Origin of the sequence: Paraburkholderia dinghuensis, from assembly GCF_003837865.1 — a bacterium.
GTDB classification, from domain to species: Bacteria; Pseudomonadota; Gammaproteobacteria; order Burkholderiales; family Burkholderiaceae; genus Paraburkholderia; species Paraburkholderia dinghuensis.
Window position 1 is genome coordinate 36,279 of record NZ_RQIS01000016.1, and the last position, 16,820, is coordinate 53,098.

The following is a 16,820-nucleotide window of genomic DNA, read 5'->3' on the forward strand; positions in this document are numbered from 1 at the left end:
GAACAGGGCAGGCAATGCGCCTGCCCTGTTCGTTTGCGCGAGGTTCAGGCGCGTCCGGTCGCGTCAGAAGCGTTGCGCTCACGCCACGCTACAATGCATCGTTTGCGCCACGCTCCACGTGGCCCGCTTCCGGTTTTTCCATGACATCCAGTTCTTCCCGGCGGCCTGCCGCCCCGTCCCGCGACCGGCGCCCAGGCCAGGGCGCCCGCAAGCCCGGCACTGCGGCTGGCCGTCAGTCGGTGCATCTGTCACCTGATTCGCTCGGCTTCGCGCTGGACCAGGCCGCACAGGCCGTCGGCGCGGTGCGCGCGGGTGCGGCGTTGCCTGCCGCGCTGACGAGCGTTTTTGCAGCTTTGCCGCCGGACCTGGTGCCGCTCGCGCGCGGCGCCGTGCAGGACATCGCCTATAGGACGATGAGGCGGCTCGGCCTCGTCGACTGGTTGATCAAGCAACGCGTGAGCAAGGCGCCGCCTCCTCCTGTCGCGAACCTGATCGCGTGCTCGCTGGCGTTGCTCGTCGACGACGAAGCCGACGCCGCCTACGCCCCGTTCACGGTCGTCGATCAGGCCGTCCGCGCGATAGGAGCGCGACGCGACCTGGCGTTCGCGAAAGGTCTCGTGAACGCCGTGCTGCGCGGTTTCCTGCGCGAGCGCGAGGCGGCGCTTGCCGCGGCGCAAGCCAACGAGGTCGCGCGCTGGAATTACCCGCAATGGTGGATCGACGCGACGCGCACTGCGTGGCCTGACCAATGGCCGGCGATTCTCGCCGCCGGCAACACGCACGGCCCGCTCACGCTGCGCGTGAACGCACGCCGCACGACGGCGGTCGAATACCTGAAGCGCCTTCAGGCGGCGAACATCGACGCAGTGCAGATCGGCGAACACGCCGTGCGCCTCGCGGCGCCATTGCCGGTCGATCGCATTCCGGGTTTCATGGCGGGCGATGTCTCGGTGCAGGACGCTGGCGCGCAAATCGCCGCCGAATGTCTCGACGTGCGGGACGGTATGCGAGTCCTCGACGCTTGCGCGGCGCCCGGCGGCAAGAGCGGCCATCTGCTCGAACTCGCGGACATCGACCTGATCGCGCTCGAAAGCGACGCGACGCGCGCGAGACGTATCGACGAAAACTTCGAGCGGCTCGGCTTCGCCCAGCCCGATCCGGCGCATCCGATGCGTAGCGCGCGGGTCGTGACCGGCGACGCGGGCGACCCCGCCGCCTGGTACGACGGCCAGCCGTTCGACCGCATCCTGGCCGACGTGCCGTGCTCGGCGTCGGGCATCGTGCGGCGACATCCCGATATCCGCTGGCTGCGCCGTCAAAGTGATATCGCATCGCTCGCGAAGGAGCAGCGCCGTATCGTCGATGCGCTGTGGGCGCTCCTGAAACCGGGCGGCGAGCTGCTCTATGTGACCTGTTCGATCTTTCCGCAGGAGGGCGAAGAGGCGGCGCGCTGGTTTGAAAGCAGCCGCCCGGATGCTGTACGATTGGACGCGCCGGGGCAACTGTTGCCGACGGCCGGGGGCGCGCCGGGCGGGGAGGCTGACAACGGCGCAGCCAGCAAGGCGCAGCCTGACGCGGCACCGGACGATGCGGGTAGCACCGCCGATCCCAGCCGCACCGCCGATCACGACGGATTCTTCTACGCGCGCTTTCAGAAACGGTGACCATTAAACGCTTCTTCTCGCTGCGGTTCGCGGCACTGATCTGGCTTGCGCTGGTCGCCGGTCTCATCGCCGCGACGCCGGCGCGCGCCGATTCGATCTCGGTGCAGCGCGCGTCGCTGCAAGCCGACGGCACGGGCTGGAGCCTCGACGCCCAGTTCAGCTTCGAACTGAACAGCAGCCTTGAAGACGCGGTCAACAAAGGCATTCCGCTCTACTTCACCACCGATTTCGAACTCTCGCGCCCGCGCTGGTACTGGTTCGACGAGCAGCCCGTGAGCGTCTCGCAGAGCATCCGGCTCTCATTTCAGCCGCTCACGCGCGAATATCGCGTGTCGACCGGGGGCCTTCAACTCGGTTTTCCGACGCTCGCCGAGGCGCTCGCCGTCATCAAACACGTCACTTCGTGGCACGTGATCGAGCCCAAAGACGTGCGTCAGGGCGAAACCTACACGGCTTCGGTGCGCATGCAACTCGACGTCGCGCTCATGCCCAAGCCATTCCAGATCGACGCGGTCAACAACCGCGACTGGAATCTCTCTTCCGACTGGAAGCGCTTCAACTTCACGGTGACCGAACGTGCTAAATAAAGTGCGCCGCGCCACCAGCGTCAGCAGCATCGTCGTCAAGCTGCTCGTCTCCACCGTCGCGTTCACCGCGACGCTGCTGCTCGTGCTGCTCGCCGCCGCGAGCGCGAACACCGAATTCTTCGATCGCTACTACGGCTGGCTCTATGCGGCCAACATCGTCGTCGCGCTGATCTTCCTGTCCGTGGTGACGGCGCTCGTGATCGTGATCGTCGTGCGGCTGAGGCGCGGCAAATTCGGCACACGGCTCCTCGCGAAGCTCGCGTTTTTCTTCGCACTCGTCGGCGTCGTGCCAGGCGGGATCATCTACGTCGTTTCGTATCAGTTCGTCTCGCGCTCGATCGAGTCGTGGTTCGACGTGAACATCGAAACCGCACTCACGGCCGGCCTGAATCTCGGGCGCGGCATGCTGGACGCTTCGCTCTCCGATCTGCAGACCAAGGCGCGGCTCATGGCCGAGCAGATCGCGAGCGCCGACTCCGCGGGCACCACGCTCACGCTCCTGCGCGCACGCGATCAGTTCGGCGTGCAGGACGCGATCATCGTCACGCCGGTGCGCAGCATGTCGGGTGCGACGCCGGAGATGCACGTCGTCGCCCAGGCGTCGAGCAGCCTGTCGTTGCTCGTGTCCGCCGACCTGCCCACGCCGCTCATGATCGCGCAGGCGCGCTCGCATGGTTACTTCGCGGCGATCGAAGGCGAAGTCGACGGCGATCCGCACGAACTCGGCACGAAGGGGCCACTGCGGTTGCGCGTCGTGACACGCATTCCCGATGCGAACACCACCGACCTGAAGCCCACAGAACGCTTCCTGCAACTCGAGCAGCCGGTGTCCGCCACGCTCGCGCGCAACGCGGACGCCGTGCAGCGCGCGTATCGCGAGTATCAGGAGAAGGCGCTCGGCCGCACGGGCCTGCGCAAGATGTACATCGGCACGCTCACGCTCGCGCTCTTCCTTGCAACCTTCGTCGCGATGATGCTCGCGCTCGCGCTCGGCAACCAGCTCGCGCGGCCGCTGTTCCTGCTCGCGCAGGGCACGAAGGAAGTGACCGAGGGCGACTACACGCCGAAGCGCGAAATCAAGTCGCGCGACGAACTCGGCTTCCTCACCCAGTCGTTCAACGCGATGACGCGCCAGCTTTCCGAAGCGCGCGCCGCGGTCGAGAAGAACCGCGTCGCGCTCGAACATTCGAAGGCGTACCTCGAAAGCATTCTCGCGAACCTCACGGCCGGTGTGTTCGTGTTCGACCGCCAGTTCCGGCTGACCACGGCGAACCCGGGCGCGGAACGCATCTTCCGTCAGCCCTTTGAGACGCAACTCGGTATATCGCTCGATCACATCGCGGTGCTGGCGGATTTTGGCGCAATGGTCCGCAAGGCGTTTGCCGATCAGGAGGCCGCGAGCAGCGACAGCGATAACGCGCGCGGCCACTGGCAGCAACAGTTCTCGGTGCCGATTCCGGGCGAAGCCGATCCGCTCACGCTGCTCGTGCGCGGCGCGCGCCTCGTCACGGACACGGGCCGCGACGTGGGCGACATGCAGACGTCGGGCTATGTGGTCGTGTTCGACGACATCTCCGACGTGATCTCGGCGCAGCGCTCGGTTGCGTGGGGCGAAGTCGCGCGGCGTCTCGCGCACGAGATCAAGAATCCGCTCACGCCGATCCAGCTTTCGGCGGAACGCCTGCAGATGAAGCTCTCGGATAAACTCGCGCCTGCGGACGCCGATGTGCTCAAACGCGGCGCGACGACGATCGTGAATCAGGTCGCGGCGATGAAGCAGATGGTCGACGATTTCCGCGACTACGCGCGCACGCCTCCGGCGGTGCTTGCGAGCCTGCAACTCAACGATCTGGTGAGCGAGGTGCTCACGCTGTATGGCGCGGAGGAAGGCAAGAGCGCGCTCCAGGTGGAACTGTCGGCGCTGCCGGTGATACGCGGCGATGCGACGCAACTGCGCCAGGTGATCCACAACCTGCTGCAGAATGCGCAGGACGCGGTGGCCGACACACCGAATCCACGCGTGCTGCTCGAAACGCGGGCCGTAGAATACGGAGACCCGGACGCCGAAGGCCGCACGCGCGTGGCTGTCCGACTCACGGTGTCGGATAACGGGCCTGGCTTCCCGGCGCGCATTCTGACGCGAGCGTTCGAACCCTATGTGACGACGAAAGCCAAAGGAACAGGACTCGGGCTTGCGATGGTCAAGAAGATCGTCGACGAGCACGGCGCGCGCATCGACATCCGCAATCGCCTGAAGGCGGGCGATGTGATCGAAGGCGCACAGATCTCGATTCTCTTTCTCCAGTTGGCAGACGACGCCGACACGGCAGGGTCTGGCGAGCGGGCAGGACGTGCTGCAACGGAGCAGGGAATAAAAGCAACAGCGGCAACAGTGCAGACAAGGGCAGCGTAAATGGCAACCATCCTGGTGGTAGACGATGAAATGGGGATCCGGGAACTGCTCTCGGAGATCCTGAGCGACGAAGGACACGTCGTGGAGCTGGCGGAGAACGCGCAGGATGCGCGCGAATTCCGGCTGCGTCAGGTACCGGACCTGGTGCTGCTCGATATCTGGATGCCGGACACCGACGGCGTCACGCTGCTCAAGGAGTGGGCGGCGCAGTCGCTTCTGACTATGCCCGTCATCATGATGTCGGGGCATGCCACGATCGACACGGCTGTCGAGGCGACGAAGATCGGTGCGCTGAATTTCCTCGAAAAGCCGATCGCGCTGCAAAAGTTGCTGAAAGCTGTCGAGCAGGGGCTCGCGCACGGCACCGCCGCGCCCGTCGCAACGCAGGCTTCGGGCAAACCGGCGGCGGGCGGTCCTGCCGCGGTCGCTTCGGCGGCGGCACTGCCGGTGCTCGCCGGCGATGGCGTGCAAGGTGCGGCCCCGGTGGTGCAGATGGCGTCGATTTCGTTCGACATCCCGCTGCGCGACGCACGCGACGCCTTCGAGCGCGCCTACTTCGAATATCACCTCGCACGCGAGAACGGCAGCATGACGCGCGTCGCGGAAAAAACCGGGCTCGAACGCACGCATCTGTACCGAAAGCTCAAGCAGCTGGGTGTGGATCTCGGCAAGAGCAAAGGGGAATGAGTCCGAGCCCCCGCGCCGCCCGGCAGTTTGGCGAGGGGCTTGCGCTGGATGTCAAGAACCGCTATACTTTCGCTTCTTCGTTGGCCCGGTAGCTCAGTTGGTAGAGCAGCGGATTGAAAATCCGCGTGTCGATGGTTCGATTCCGTCCCAGGCCACCAGAATTAAGCGCCCAACCGTTCGCGGTTGGGCGTTTTCATTTGTGGCGTTCAAAACGCCATGCGGACTTCGCGGCCGACCTAAGGCCCAGTCCCGAGCCCCAGTCTCAAACTCAGGCCAGCACGTTCGCAAACCAGGGGCGAATGGGAATGCCGACGACGGCTATTGCCAGGCATTCACCTTGACAAGGGCCACGGCATCTACCAACAATTCAACGCATAAGTACAAGAAATAAAAACGATGCCGTCCGCCTGTCTCCTGCGGGCCCGCCATTACGCACGTTGGAATGTTGCGAGGATCGCATCATGAGTGACGTACCGGCCAAAGACGTACGACCCACCGACGTACCGACCCGATCACAAGAACTACTCAGTTTTCTCTTTCTGACCGTCGTCCTGATCCCGGTGCTGACCGTAGTGATCATCGCCGGCTATGGCTTCGCCGTCTGGTTCTATCAGATGCTGATCGGCGGCCCTCCGCACCACTGAATTCCCTGGGGCAACACGGTAGTGGACACGCGCCGCGCCATCCGCGCGGACAGGAGAGCAGATCATGCGGTCCCGTAAAGAACGCACGCGCGAACGCACACGCGCCGGCGCCTCCGTATCAGGAGACTCAGCGCCGGTCGAGGCGCAGGCCCCGTGCTCCGGGGAGATCCATATCGCCGGCCTCGTCGTGTATGCAAGTCCAGCGCATCTCAAAAATGTCGCTGGCACAATCTCCCGCATGGCCGGAGCGGAAATTCACGCCGTCTCGGAACTAGGCAAACTCGTCGTCACCATCGAAGGCAATGGAAGCGATGAGGTTGCCAATACGCTCCAGGCGATCCATGGGCTGCCCGGGGTCTATTCAGCCGCGCTCGTATACCAGCACCACGAAGACGCCGAGTCGTTGAACGAGGAGCTTGTCGATGAAGCTGACCCGCCGGGCATTTATTAAGCAGACCGCAGCAGCGACTGCGGCATCTGCAGCGGGCGTCACGCTCAGCGCCCCTCTGGCGCTGGCCGCCGATAGCGCGGATAACGCGCTCACGTGGTCGAAAGCGCCGTGCCGGTTCTGCGGCACCGGCTGCGGTGTCAGCGTAGGCGTCAAGGACGGGAAGGTCGTCGCAACCGTCGGCGATCCGCACGCCGAGGTCAACCGCGGCCTGAACTGCGTGAAGGGCTACTTCCTGTCGAAGATCATGTACGGTGAGGACCGTCTGACGACACCGCTCTTGCGCATGAAAGACGGCAAGTACGACAAGAACGGCGAGTTCGCGCCGGTTAGCTGGGACCAGGCGTTCGACGTGATGGCCGACCAGTTCAAGCGTGCGCTGAAGGCGAAAGGCCCGTCGGCGGTCGGCATGTTCGGCTCGGGCCAGTGGACGATCTTCGAAGGCTACGCGGCGTTGAAGCTCATGAAGGCGGGCTTTCGCACCAACAACATCGACCCGAATGCGCGGCATTGCATGGCGTCCGCGGTGGCCGGCTTCATGCGGACCTTTGGCATGGACGAGCCGATGGGCTGCTACGACGACTTCGAGCAGGCCGACGCTTTCGTGCTGTGGGGCGCGAACATGGCCGAGATGCACCCGGTGCTGTGGACGCGTGTGACCGACCGGCGCCTGTCGTCGCCGAACGTCAAGGTGGTGTCGCTCTCCACGTTCGAGCAGCGCACGTTCGACCTCGCCGACGAAACGATCGTCTTCACGCCGCAGAGTGACCTCGCGATCCTCAACTACATCGCGAACTACATCATCAAGAACGGCAAGGTTAACCGCGATTTCGTCGACAAACACACGGTCTTCAAACGCGGCAACACCGACATCGGCTACGGGCTGCGTCCCGAGAACCCGCTGCAGAAGGCCGCGAAGAACGCGGCGGATGCCGGCGGCGCAAAGCCGATGACGTACGACGAATATGCGAAGTTCGTGTCGACCTACGACGCGGCATATGTGACGAAGCTGTCCGGCGTGTCGAAGAAGAAGCTCGACCAGCTCGCACAGCTTTACGCCGATCCGAATATCAAGGTGATGTCGCTCTGGACCATGGGCTTCAACCAGCATACGCGTGGCACATGGGCCAACAACCTCGTCTACAACCTGCACCTGCTGACCGGCAAGATCTCGACGCCGGGAAACAGCCCGTTCTCGCTGACCGGCCAGCCATCCGCGTGCGGCACCGCGCGCGAAGTCGGCACGTTCTCCCACCGCCTGCCGGCCGATATGGTCGTGGCGAATCCTAAGCATCGCGCGGAGGCCGAGCGCATCTGGAAGCTGCCCCCGGGAACGATCCCCGATAAGCCGGGCTATCACGCCGTGCTGCAAAACCGCATGCTGAAAGACGGCAAGCTGAATGCGTACTGGGTGCAGGTGAACAACAACATGCAGGCGGCGCCGAACATGATGCAGGAAGGCCTGCCCGGCTATCGCAACGCGGACAACTTCATCGTGGTGTCCGACGTGTATCCGACTGTCACATGCGTTGCTGCCGACCTGATTCTGCCGACGGCAATGTGGGTCGAGAAGGAAGGCGCCTACGGCAATGCCGAACGGCGCACGCAGTTCTGGCATCAGCTCGTGTCCGCACCGGGCGAAGCGCGCTCGGACCTGTGGCAACTGATCGAATTTTCGAAGCGTTTCAAGATTGAGGAAGTCTGGCCCGAGGATCTGATCGCGAAGATGCCTGAGTACCGGGGCAAGACGCTGTTCGACGTGCTCTACCGCAACGGGCAGGTGGACAAATTCCCGCTGTCGCAGACCGATCCGAAATATCGCAACGACGAAGCCAAGGCGTTCGGCTTTTACGTGCAGAAGGGCCTGTTCGAGGAGTACGCGGGTTTCGGGCGCGGGCATGGCCACGACCTCGCGCCGTTCGACGCCTACCACAAGGCGCGCGGCCTGCGCTGGCCGGTCGTCGATGGCAAGGAAACCCGCTGGCGCTACCGGGAGGGCTCCGATCCGTACGTGAAGGCGGGCACCGGTTGGCAGTTCTACGGCAACCCGGACGGCCGTGCCGTAATTTTCGGGCTGCCTTACGAGCCTCCAGCTGAATCGCCGGACAAGGAATATCCGTACTGGCTATCGACTGGACGCGTGCTCGAACACTGGCATTCCGGATCGATGACGCGGCGCGTGCCCGAACTCTATCGTGCGTTTCCGAACGCGGTGTGCTTCATGCATCCCGACGATGCGAAAGCCCAGGGGCTGAGACGCGGCGACGCGATCTCGGTGACGTCCCGGCGCGGCTACATCGTGACGCGCGTGGAAACGCGCGGACGCGTCAAACCTCCGCGCGGACTGGTGTACGTGCCGTGGTTCGATGCGAGCCAGTTGATCAACAAGGTCACGCTCGATGCGACCTGTCCGATCTCGCTGCAGACCGATTTCAAGAAGTGTGCGGTGAAGATCGCCAAAGTCTAGGGGACGACCATGCGGATCTGGGGCGTCATTGTCAGCATTGCAGTGTTGTTCATCCCGGTGGCCCACGCTGCGCCGCCCGCCGTACCGCCGACTCGGTTCGCCGATCCGATGCGCGGCCCGACGGCGCTCGACCAGGCGACAACGCCGCCGCTCATCGCGCCGACCGAGAACAAGGACGTGATCCGTGGGCGCGCCTTTGCGCAGCAGCCGCCGACGATTCCGCACAAGATCGACGGTTATCAACTCGACCGCAACGCGAACGCCTGTCTCACGTGTCACGCGCGCAGCCGCGCCGCGCAGAGCGGCGCGACGCCGATCGGCATTTCGCACTACTCGGATCGCGCGGGTGAAACGCTCGGCCATCTGGCGCCGCGCCGTTATTTCTGCACCGCGTGCCACGTACCGCAGGCCGATTTGCAGCCTCTCGTCGGCAACACCTTCATGGAACTCAACGACGTGAAGATGCCGAGCGGCGCGCGCGCGAAGCACCCCTGATCAGGAAGGCCCGATATGCGCAATTTCATCCGGCGCTACTGGCAGATCGTCACCCGACCGTCGGTGTATTTCAGCCTCGGGTTTCTGACGCTGGGTGGCTTCATTGCCGGGGTCGTGTTCTGGGGTGCGTTCAACACGGCGTTGGAGCTCACGAATACCGAGCGCTTCTGCATCGGCTGCCACGAGATGCGCGACAACACCTACGCAGAACTGCAGACGACGATTCACTATTCGAACCGGACCGGCGTGCACGCGGCCTGCTCTGATTGCCACGTGCCGCACGCGTGGACCAGCAAGATCGCGCGCAAGATGCAGGCGTCGAAGGAAGTCTGGGGGAAGATATTCGGCACCATCAACACGCGCGAGAAGTTCCTGGATCGCCGGCTCGAACTGGCCGAGAACGAATGGAAGCGCATGAAGACGAACGACTCGCTCGAATGCCGCAACTGCCACTCGTTCGAACATATGGATTTCACGCGCCAGAGTCCGCGTGCGCAGGCTGCGCACCAGAGATTTCTGGGGACCGGCGAGAAGACCTGCATCGACTGTCACAAGGGTATTGCGCATCATTTGCCGAATATGCAGCAGGCGCAGGAAGACATGGACGAGTGGGAGAAGCAGCAGAAGCAATGACCGCATAGCGGGGACGACAAGGGGGCGGCATCGGATCATGCTTTCGATCGAGCAACTGGCTCTGGCGCGTGGCGGCAAGCTGCTCGCGTCGGGTATCGACATGCAGGTGGAGCCGGGCGGCGCGCTGCAGATTCACGGCGCGAACGGCAGCGGCAAGACCACGCTGATCGGTGTGCTTGCCGGGCTGCGGCGGCCGGTGGCGGGCCGCGTGCGTTGGCGCGGTCTCGACGTGCACGCGAATCCCGCGCCGTTCCGGCGCGATCTCGCCTACGTTGGCCACGCGAACGGCGTTAGCGATGACCTGACCGTCGCCGAAAACATCCGCTTCGCGGCGCGACTCGACGAGTGCCGCTCGCACGCCACTCACAACGCGGACAACGAGCGCGACGTGCTCGAACGCGCGGACCTCTATGCGTTGCGCGCGAGGCGCGTCGGCACGCTGTCGCAGGGGCAGCGCAGGCGCGTGGCGCTCGCGCGGCTCATCGCTTCCGCCAAGCGGCTCTGGCTGCTCGACGAGCCCGTCGATGCGCTCGACGCTGCTGCCGCCGCCTGGCTCGAAACCTGTATCGCCTCGCATCTGCGCGATGGTGGCATCGTCGTGTCGACCACGCATCGGCCGCTCGATATGGCGGGCGTCACGCACCATCTGGATCTCGATCAGGGCCGCGCATGATCCGACTGACACTCGCGATCGTCGGCCGGGAATTGATGCTGAGCTGGCGGCGGCGGGCCGTCGCTATCGGCGGATTGATGTTTTTCGTGATCGCGTCGAGTCTCTTCGCGCTCGCGCTCGGCCCCGATCCGAAACTGCTGCACGCGGTGGCGCCCGGCGTCGTCTGGGTGACGGCGCTTTTCGCCGCGATGCTGTCGACTGGCCAGCTATTCGGCCACGATTATTCGAGCGGCGCGCTCGAGCAGATGCTGCTGTCGCCGCAGCCGCTTGCGCTGATCGTGCTCGGCAAGGTGCTCGCGCACTGGCTGACGAGTGGCTTCGCGTTGACGCTGCTCGTGCCCGTCGTCGCGCTGCAATACGACCTCGACTTCACCGCCGTGCTGCCGCTGATGGGTTCGCTGCTGCTCGGCACGCCTTTGCTGAGTCTGCTCGGTGCGATCGGCGCGGCGCTGACGCTCGGCGTGCGCGGCGGCGGCGTGATGCTCGGACTGCTCGTGCTGCCGCTCGACGTGCCGGTGCTGATCTTCGGCGCCGGCGCGGCCAACGCCGCTGCCGATCCCGCGTGGGCGAGCGCGAACTTTTCGCTGCTCGCCGCCGCGCTGTGCCTCGGCGTGTGGCTGTGCCCATGGGCCAGCGCCGCCGCGCTGCGCATTGCGATGGAATGAACGCGATGACCCGTCCCCACTGGTTCCGTTTTGCCTCGCCGCACACGTTCGCGCCGCTCGCCGCGCGGCTCGCGCCCGCGTTCGGCGTCGCCGCGCTGATCCTCATCGCCAGCGGGCTCGCGATCGGCCTCGCGATCGCGCCGACCGATGCGCTGCAGGGCGACGTCTACCGGATCATGTTCGTCCATGTGCCGGCTGCGTGGATGTCGATGTTTCTCTACGTCGTGATGGCCGGTTATTGCGCGCTCGGGCTCATCTTCAACACGCGCCTGTCCGCGATGATGGCGCAGGCGCTCGCGCCGTGCGGCGCCGTGTTCACGCTGATCGCGCTCGTCACCGGCGCGCTGTGGGGCAAGCCGGCGTGGGGCGCGTGGTGGGTCTGGGACGCCCGACTAACCTCGGAGCTGATCCTGCTGTTCCTGTATCTCGGCTTCATCGCGCTGCACGCGGCCATCGACGATGCGCGCCGTGCCGATCGCGCGTGCGCCGTGCTCGCGCTGGTCGGCGTGGTCAACATCCCGATCATCTACTTCTCCGTGCAGTGGTGGTACACGCTGCATCAGGGGCCGTCGCTCGGTTTCGGCAGCGGCGTCGCGATGACCGCGTCGATGCTCGCGGGCATCGTCGTGACGACGTTCGGCTTCTGGGCGTACGCGATTGCGTCGACGCTCATGCGCGTGCGCGCGATCATTCGCGCGCGCGAACGCGCGGCGCCGTGGCAGACCAGACTGGAGGAACAGGCCGCATGAGCCGACTCGCCGATGTCGTGCAGATGCTCGCGCATACGCCTTATCTAAGCGCGGCGCTCGCGTTCACGTTCGTGGTGCTGGCGCTCGACGCGTGGGCCGCCGGACGCGATGACCACGCGAACCCCCGCGCGGACACCCGCACCCACGCCGACGAGCCACGCTCATGAACGCACGCTGGCGCCGAGCGGGCTGGATCGGGGGCGGGCTCGTGGCCATCGCGCTCGCGTGTGCGTTCGTGTTGAACGCCTTTCGCGCGAACGTCGTCTTCTTCGTGAGCCCCAGCCAGATCGACGCGCGGATGAGCGATACGACGCGCGCGTTCCGGCTCGGCGGCATGGTCGAGCGCGGCTCGTTGCGCCGTGACGCGGATGGCCTGACCGTCCATTTCGTGGTCACGGACAACGTGAGACAGATCGGCGTCGTCTATCGCGGGCTGCTGCCGGACCTGTTCCGCGAGGGGAGCGGTGTGGTCGCGCAAGGCACGCTCGGCGCGGATGGCCAGTTCCACGCGGACCAGGTACTCGCGAAACACGATGAGAAATACACGCCCCCCGATCTGCGCAACCTGAACTCGCACGGCCTGGCCGCCGCGCCGCGCGCCGCCACGGGGGGCGGATCGTGATCCCCGAGATCGGCCACTTCGCGCTGATACTCGCGTTGCTGCTCGCGCTCGTCAGCAGCGTCGTGCCGCTCGTCGGCGCGCACTACGGCATCGATGCGTGGACGCGGCTCGCCTGGCCCGTCGCGCGTGCGCAGTTCGGCTTCGTCGCGCTTGCGTTCGGCTGCCTCGCGTGGGCGTTCGTGCATAACGATTTTTCGGTGCTGTACGTCGCCGAAAATTCGCGTTCGACGCTGCCCGCGATCTATCGCTTCACGGCAGTATGGGGCGGTCACGAAGGATCGCTGTTGCTATGGATGCTCTGGCTCACGCTGTGGATGGTCGCAGTGACCTGCTTCGGGCGGCAACTCCCGGTCGAGATCGTCGCGCGCGTGCTGGCGGTGATGAGCTGGATCGCGTCGGGCTTCCTGCTGTTCATGCTGTTCACGTCGAACCCGTTCGTGCGGCTCCTGCCGCCGATGCTCGACGGACGCGGGCTCAATCCGCTGCTGCAGGACCCCGGCATGGTCTCGCATCCGCCGATTCTGTACATGGGCTACGTCGGTTTCTCGGTGGCGTTTTCGTTCGCAATTGCCGCGCTGCTGTCGGGGCGGCTCGACGCGGCGTGGGCGCGCTGGTCGCGTCCGTGGACGGTGGCGGCCTGGGTGTTTCTGACGCTCGGCATCATGCTCGGCAGCGGCTGGGCGTACTACGAACTCGGCTGGGGCGGATGGTGGTTCTGGGACCCGGTCGAGAACGCGTCGTTCATGCCGTGGCTTGCCGGGACGGCGCTGATCCATTCGCTCGCCGTCACGGAAAAGCGCGGCGGCTTCAGGCGCTGGACCGTGCTGCTCGCGATCTGCACGTTCGCGCTCTGTCTGCTCGGCACGTTCCTCGTGCGCTCGGGCGTCGTGACGTCCGTTCACGCGTTCGCCGCCGATCCGGCGCGCGGCGTGTTCATTCTCGGCTTCCTTGCGCTGCTCGTCGGCGGCGTGCTGCTGCTGTACGCGTGGCGCGCGCCGCACATTCCGCCAGGGCCCGGGTTCGAGCCCGTGTCCCGCGAGGCGCTGCTTCTATCGAACAACGTGCTGCTCGTCGTGGCCGCCGGCTCGGTGCTGCTCGGCACGCTGTATCCGATGGCGCTCGAAGTGCTGGGCCTCGATCGTGTTTCGGTCGGGCCGCCTTACTTCGACAGCGTGTTCGTCCCGCTGATGGCGCCCGCCGTTTTCCTGATGGGCATCGGTCCGCTCGCGCGCTGGAAAAGCGCGCGCATTCCCGATCTGGCCGTGCGCTTGCGCTGGGCCGCGCTGGTCAGTTGCGCGACCGCGGTGGTGTTGCCGCTCGTGCTCGGCAACTGGCGCCCATTGATCGGACTCGGCATCCTGCTCGCCGCCTGGAGCGTCGCGACCGTCGCGGTCGGTGTGTACGAACGCGTTGGCGGACAGTCGGGCCCGCTGCGCGCGCGCTGTGCTCGCATTCCGCGCGCCACGTATGGGATGTGGCTCGCGCATGTCGGCGTGGGCGTGTTCATCGTCGGCGTCACGCTCGTGAAGGGATTCGAAGCGGAGCGCGATCTGCTCATGCATCGCGGCGACAGCGTCTCGCTCGGCGCGTACCGCTTTCGCTTCGACGGCACGGACAAGGTGAGCGGACCGAACTGGCAGGGCACGCGCGCAACCCTCACTGTGACGAAAGACGACGCGCCGGTGGCGACGCTGCATCCGGAGAAGCGTCTGTTCAACGTGCAGGACACGCCGATGACCGAAGCGGCAATCGATCACGGCGTGCTGCGCGATCTCTATGTGGCGCTGGATCAGCCGACGCCCGATGGAGGATGGACCCTGCGCATCCAGATCAAGCCGTTCGTGCGATGGATCTGGGCCGGCTGTGTGTTGATGGCGCTCGGCGGCGTGCTGGCCGCGAGCGACCGGCGCTACCGGCTGGTGCCGTCGCGCTGGCGGCGTGAGGCGGCAGGTGCGCTCGATCCGTCGAATGCGGTTGGCGCTTCTGTTGCCCCTGTCGACCCTGCCGCTTCCGCTGCTTCGCCGCACACCCTCGCCGTGCCGCCCTCCACTTCCGCGAGCGAGGCCAGCCAATGAAGTCTGGTCCCGTGCGCTATCTGCTCGTGCTCGTTGGCTTCGGCGTGCTGGTCGTGTTGCTGGCGGCCGGGTTGCGACACGATCCGCGACAACTGCCGTCCGCGCTGATCGGGCAGCGCGCGCCGAACTTCGACCTGCCGCGCCTCGCCGAGCCTGGCGCGCCAGGCGAGCGGCTGTCTGCAGACGCGCTGCGCGGACAGGTGTGGATACTGAACGTATGGGCGTCATGGTGCGAATCGTGTCGCGACGAACATCGGACGCTGGAGCAACTCGCGGGACGCCACGTCGTGCCGGTCTACGGCCTCGACTACAAGGACGATCCCGCCAACGCGCGCCAATGGCTCGCCGACGCGGGTAATCCGTACACTGCGTCGCTTGTCGACCGCGACGGACAGACCGGCATCGACTTCGGCGTGTACGGTGTGCCGGAGACATTCGTGGTCGATCGAGCGGGCGTGATCCGCTATCGGCACGCCGGACCACTGACGAATGCGCTGGTCGACAGCACGATTCTGCCGCTCGTTCAAACGCTGCAACAGGATCCGTCATGATGAGGATGCCGAAGCGATTCGCCGCCGTGTTGATGCTGCTGCTCGCCTGTGCGGTCTGTCCGGTCGCGCACGCGCAGTTCGCGAGCGGCGCCAACGACGACGCGCGCGTCCGCGCAATCGCGAGCACCTTGCGCTGCCTCGTTTGCCAGAACCAGACCCTGGCGGATTCGAACGCCGATCTTGCGGCCGACCTGCGCGAACGGATCCGCGAGCAGGTTCGCGCCGGTGCAACCGACGACGACATTCGCGCGTACATGGTGCGTCGCTACGGCGATTTCGTGCTGTATCAGCCGCCGCTGAAACCGGTGACCTGGCTGTTGTGGTTTGGTCCGTTCATCGCGCTCGTGGCTGCCGCGCTCGCGCTGTTCGCGGGCATCCGGCGTCGTCGGCACGTCCGCGCGTGCGCGCTCGATGCGCAGGAGCGCGCGCAGATGCACGCGCTGCTCGCCGACACCGACGAGGGTCCCACCCGATGATCGCGTTCTTCACCATCGCCGCTGCGATGACGATCGCCGCCGTGCTCTGCGTGCTCGCGCCGCTGCTGCGCCGCACGCCGACGACACGCGCGTCCGGCACCGCACGCACGTTGGCGGTGGCGGTTTTTCGCGCGAATCTCGCGGAAGTCGAACGGGATGTATCTGCTGGCCTGCTCGCGAAGGAGCATCGCGCCGACGCGAGGCTGGAACTCGAACGGCAACTGGTCGACGATACGCGGCTGCAACCTGCTGCAGCCGTCCCCGAGAGCGGTGGGCGAGGCGCATTCTGGCGCGCGGGCATCGCCGCGCTTATGCTGGCCGTCCTGCCTGCCGCTGCGCTGGGTCTGTATTTGCAGCTCGGTAATCCGGTCGCGATTCCGCTGCTCGCGGGCGACGGAATCGGTCTCGCGGACGATCACGCGATGTTCGAAAGCACGCCCGAAATCATGGTCACGCGGCTCGCCGTGCGTCTCGAGCGCGAGCCCGGCAACGCGGACGGCTGGGTGCTGCTCGGACGTTCGTACGCGGTGCTGGCGCGCTATGACGATGCCATCGCCGCGTATCGCCGCGCACTGGCGCTGGTGCCGGATCAGGCGCAATGGCTGGCCGATCTCGCCGATATCGAAGCGACCGCCGCCGGCGGCGATCTGAACGGTGCGGCACGCGCGCACATCGAGGCGGCGCTCACGGCCGATCCGGGCAATCCGAAGGCGCTGGCGCTGGCCGGCTCGGCCGCGTTCGACCGGCGTGACTACACGGCGGCGATCGACTACTGGCAGCGCCTCGCTGCATTGCCGCAGATCAGCGAGGAAACGGCGGCGCAGGCGCGCGCGAATGCGTCGGTTGCACAGGCGCGGCTCGGCGCCTCTGCGAAACCTTGATCGCCACAGCCGATTTCCTGGCCGCCTGTATTCCGCAGCTCGATGCCGACGTGCTCCGGAAAGTATCGCGCGGTGCGCGCCCTCAATTTG

General features: G+C 65.9%; 18 protein-coding genes and 1 tRNA gene. All 19 read left to right on the forward strand.

Annotation, left to right across the window (positions count from 1 at the left end):
• Positions 1 to 140 precede the first annotated feature (140 nt).
• The 19 genes from rsmB (at position 141) to ccmI (ending at position 16,730) form a co-directional block, all read left to right on the forward strand.
• Positions 141 to 1,664: a 16S rRNA (cytosine(967)-C(5))-methyltransferase RsmB gene (gene rsmB / locus D1Y85_RS20300; RefSeq protein ID WP_124152874.1), complete on the forward strand. Its 1,524-nt coding sequence runs from the start codon at positions 141 to 143 to the stop codon at positions 1,662 to 1,664.
• On the forward strand, positions 1,661 to 2,251 hold the full coding sequence (locus D1Y85_RS20305; RefSeq protein ID WP_124152875.1) for a DUF4390 domain-containing protein: 591 nt from the start codon (positions 1,661 to 1,663) through the stop codon (positions 2,249 to 2,251). The genes rsmB and D1Y85_RS20305 overlap by 4 nt, the downstream gene beginning before the upstream one ends.
• Positions 2,241 to 4,664, forward strand: coding sequence for a sensor histidine kinase (locus tag D1Y85_RS20310; RefSeq protein ID WP_124152876.1), 2,424 nt, complete (start codon positions 2,241 to 2,243; stop codon positions 4,662 to 4,664). The genes D1Y85_RS20305 and D1Y85_RS20310 overlap by 11 nt, the downstream gene beginning before the upstream one ends.
• Complete coding sequence (gene esaR, locus D1Y85_RS20315; RefSeq protein WP_124152877.1) at positions 4,665 to 5,351, forward strand: response regulator transcription factor EsaR; 687 nt, start codon at positions 4,665 to 4,667, stop codon at positions 5,349 to 5,351.
• 82 nt (positions 5,352 to 5,433) lie between these two features.
• Positions 5,434 to 5,509 (forward strand) — tRNA-Phe (locus D1Y85_RS20320).
• A 303-nt stretch (positions 5,510 to 5,812) separates the two neighbouring features.
• Positions 5,813 to 5,995, forward strand: a complete 183-nt coding sequence (gene napE / locus D1Y85_RS20325) for a periplasmic nitrate reductase, NapE protein (protein ID WP_124152878.1) — start codon at positions 5,813 to 5,815, stop codon at positions 5,993 to 5,995.
• A 64-nt stretch (positions 5,996 to 6,059) separates the two neighbouring features.
• Complete coding sequence (locus D1Y85_RS20330) at positions 6,060 to 6,446, forward strand: chaperone NapD (protein WP_124152879.1); 387 nt, start codon at positions 6,060 to 6,062, stop codon at positions 6,444 to 6,446.
• On the forward strand, positions 6,418 to 8,910 hold the full coding sequence (napA, locus tag D1Y85_RS20335; RefSeq protein ID WP_124152880.1) for a periplasmic nitrate reductase subunit alpha: 2,493 nt from the start codon (positions 6,418 to 6,420) through the stop codon (positions 8,908 to 8,910). The genes D1Y85_RS20330 and napA overlap by 29 nt, the downstream gene beginning before the upstream one ends.
• Before the next feature lie 9 nt (positions 8,911 to 8,919).
• Positions 8,920 to 9,405, forward strand: coding sequence for a nitrate reductase cytochrome c-type subunit (locus tag D1Y85_RS20340; RefSeq protein ID WP_124152881.1), 486 nt, complete (start codon positions 8,920 to 8,922; stop codon positions 9,403 to 9,405).
• Positions 9,406 to 9,420: 15 nt separating this feature from the next.
• On the forward strand, positions 9,421 to 10,038 hold the full coding sequence (locus tag D1Y85_RS20345; RefSeq protein WP_124152882.1) for a NapC/NirT family cytochrome c: 618 nt from the start codon (positions 9,421 to 9,423) through the stop codon (positions 10,036 to 10,038).
• Positions 10,039 to 10,075: 37 nt separating this feature from the next.
• Complete coding sequence (ccmA, locus tag D1Y85_RS20350; protein ID WP_124152883.1) at positions 10,076 to 10,711, forward strand: cytochrome c biogenesis heme-transporting ATPase CcmA; 636 nt, start codon at positions 10,076 to 10,078, stop codon at positions 10,709 to 10,711.
• Positions 10,708 to 11,376 (forward strand): heme exporter protein CcmB, encoded by a 669-nt coding sequence (ccmB, locus tag D1Y85_RS20355; protein ID WP_124152884.1) that lies wholly within the window; start codon positions 10,708 to 10,710, stop codon positions 11,374 to 11,376. Before ccmA ends, ccmB begins: the two co-directional genes overlap by 4 nt.
• 5 nt (positions 11,377 to 11,381) lie before the next feature.
• Positions 11,382 to 12,125, forward strand: a complete 744-nt coding sequence (ccmC, locus tag D1Y85_RS20360; RefSeq protein WP_124152885.1) for a heme ABC transporter permease CcmC — start codon at positions 11,382 to 11,384, stop codon at positions 12,123 to 12,125.
• On the forward strand, positions 12,122 to 12,292 hold the full coding sequence (locus tag D1Y85_RS27150; RefSeq protein WP_185219057.1) for a hypothetical protein: 171 nt from the start codon (positions 12,122 to 12,124) through the stop codon (positions 12,290 to 12,292). The genes ccmC and D1Y85_RS27150 overlap by 4 nt, the downstream gene beginning before the upstream one ends.
• Positions 12,289 to 12,747 carry a cytochrome c maturation protein CcmE gene (gene ccmE, locus D1Y85_RS20365; RefSeq protein WP_124152886.1) on the forward strand — a complete coding sequence of 153 codons (459 nt, stop codon included), beginning with the start codon at positions 12,289 to 12,291 and terminating at the stop codon, positions 12,745 to 12,747. Before D1Y85_RS27150 ends, ccmE begins: the two co-directional genes overlap by 4 nt.
• A complete protein-coding gene (locus D1Y85_RS20370; RefSeq protein WP_124152887.1) occupies positions 12,744 to 14,822 on the forward strand; it encodes a heme lyase CcmF/NrfE family subunit in 2,079 nt (692 codons plus the stop codon). Before ccmE ends, D1Y85_RS20370 begins: the two co-directional genes overlap by 4 nt.
• Positions 14,819 to 15,373 carry a DsbE family thiol:disulfide interchange protein gene (locus D1Y85_RS20375; RefSeq protein ID WP_124152888.1) on the forward strand — a complete coding sequence of 185 codons (555 nt, stop codon included), beginning with the start codon at positions 14,819 to 14,821 and terminating at the stop codon, positions 15,371 to 15,373. Before D1Y85_RS20370 ends, D1Y85_RS20375 begins: the two co-directional genes overlap by 4 nt.
• Entirely contained in the window at positions 15,370 to 15,849 is a 480-nt protein-coding gene (locus D1Y85_RS20380) for a cytochrome c-type biogenesis protein (RefSeq protein WP_425466958.1), read from the forward strand. Before D1Y85_RS20375 ends, D1Y85_RS20380 begins: the two co-directional genes overlap by 4 nt.
• Complete coding sequence (gene ccmI / locus D1Y85_RS20385; RefSeq protein ID WP_124152889.1) at positions 15,846 to 16,730, forward strand: c-type cytochrome biogenesis protein CcmI; 885 nt, start codon at positions 15,846 to 15,848, stop codon at positions 16,728 to 16,730. The genes D1Y85_RS20380 and ccmI overlap by 4 nt, the downstream gene beginning before the upstream one ends.
• The last annotated feature ends 90 nt before the right edge of the window (positions 16,731 to 16,820 follow it).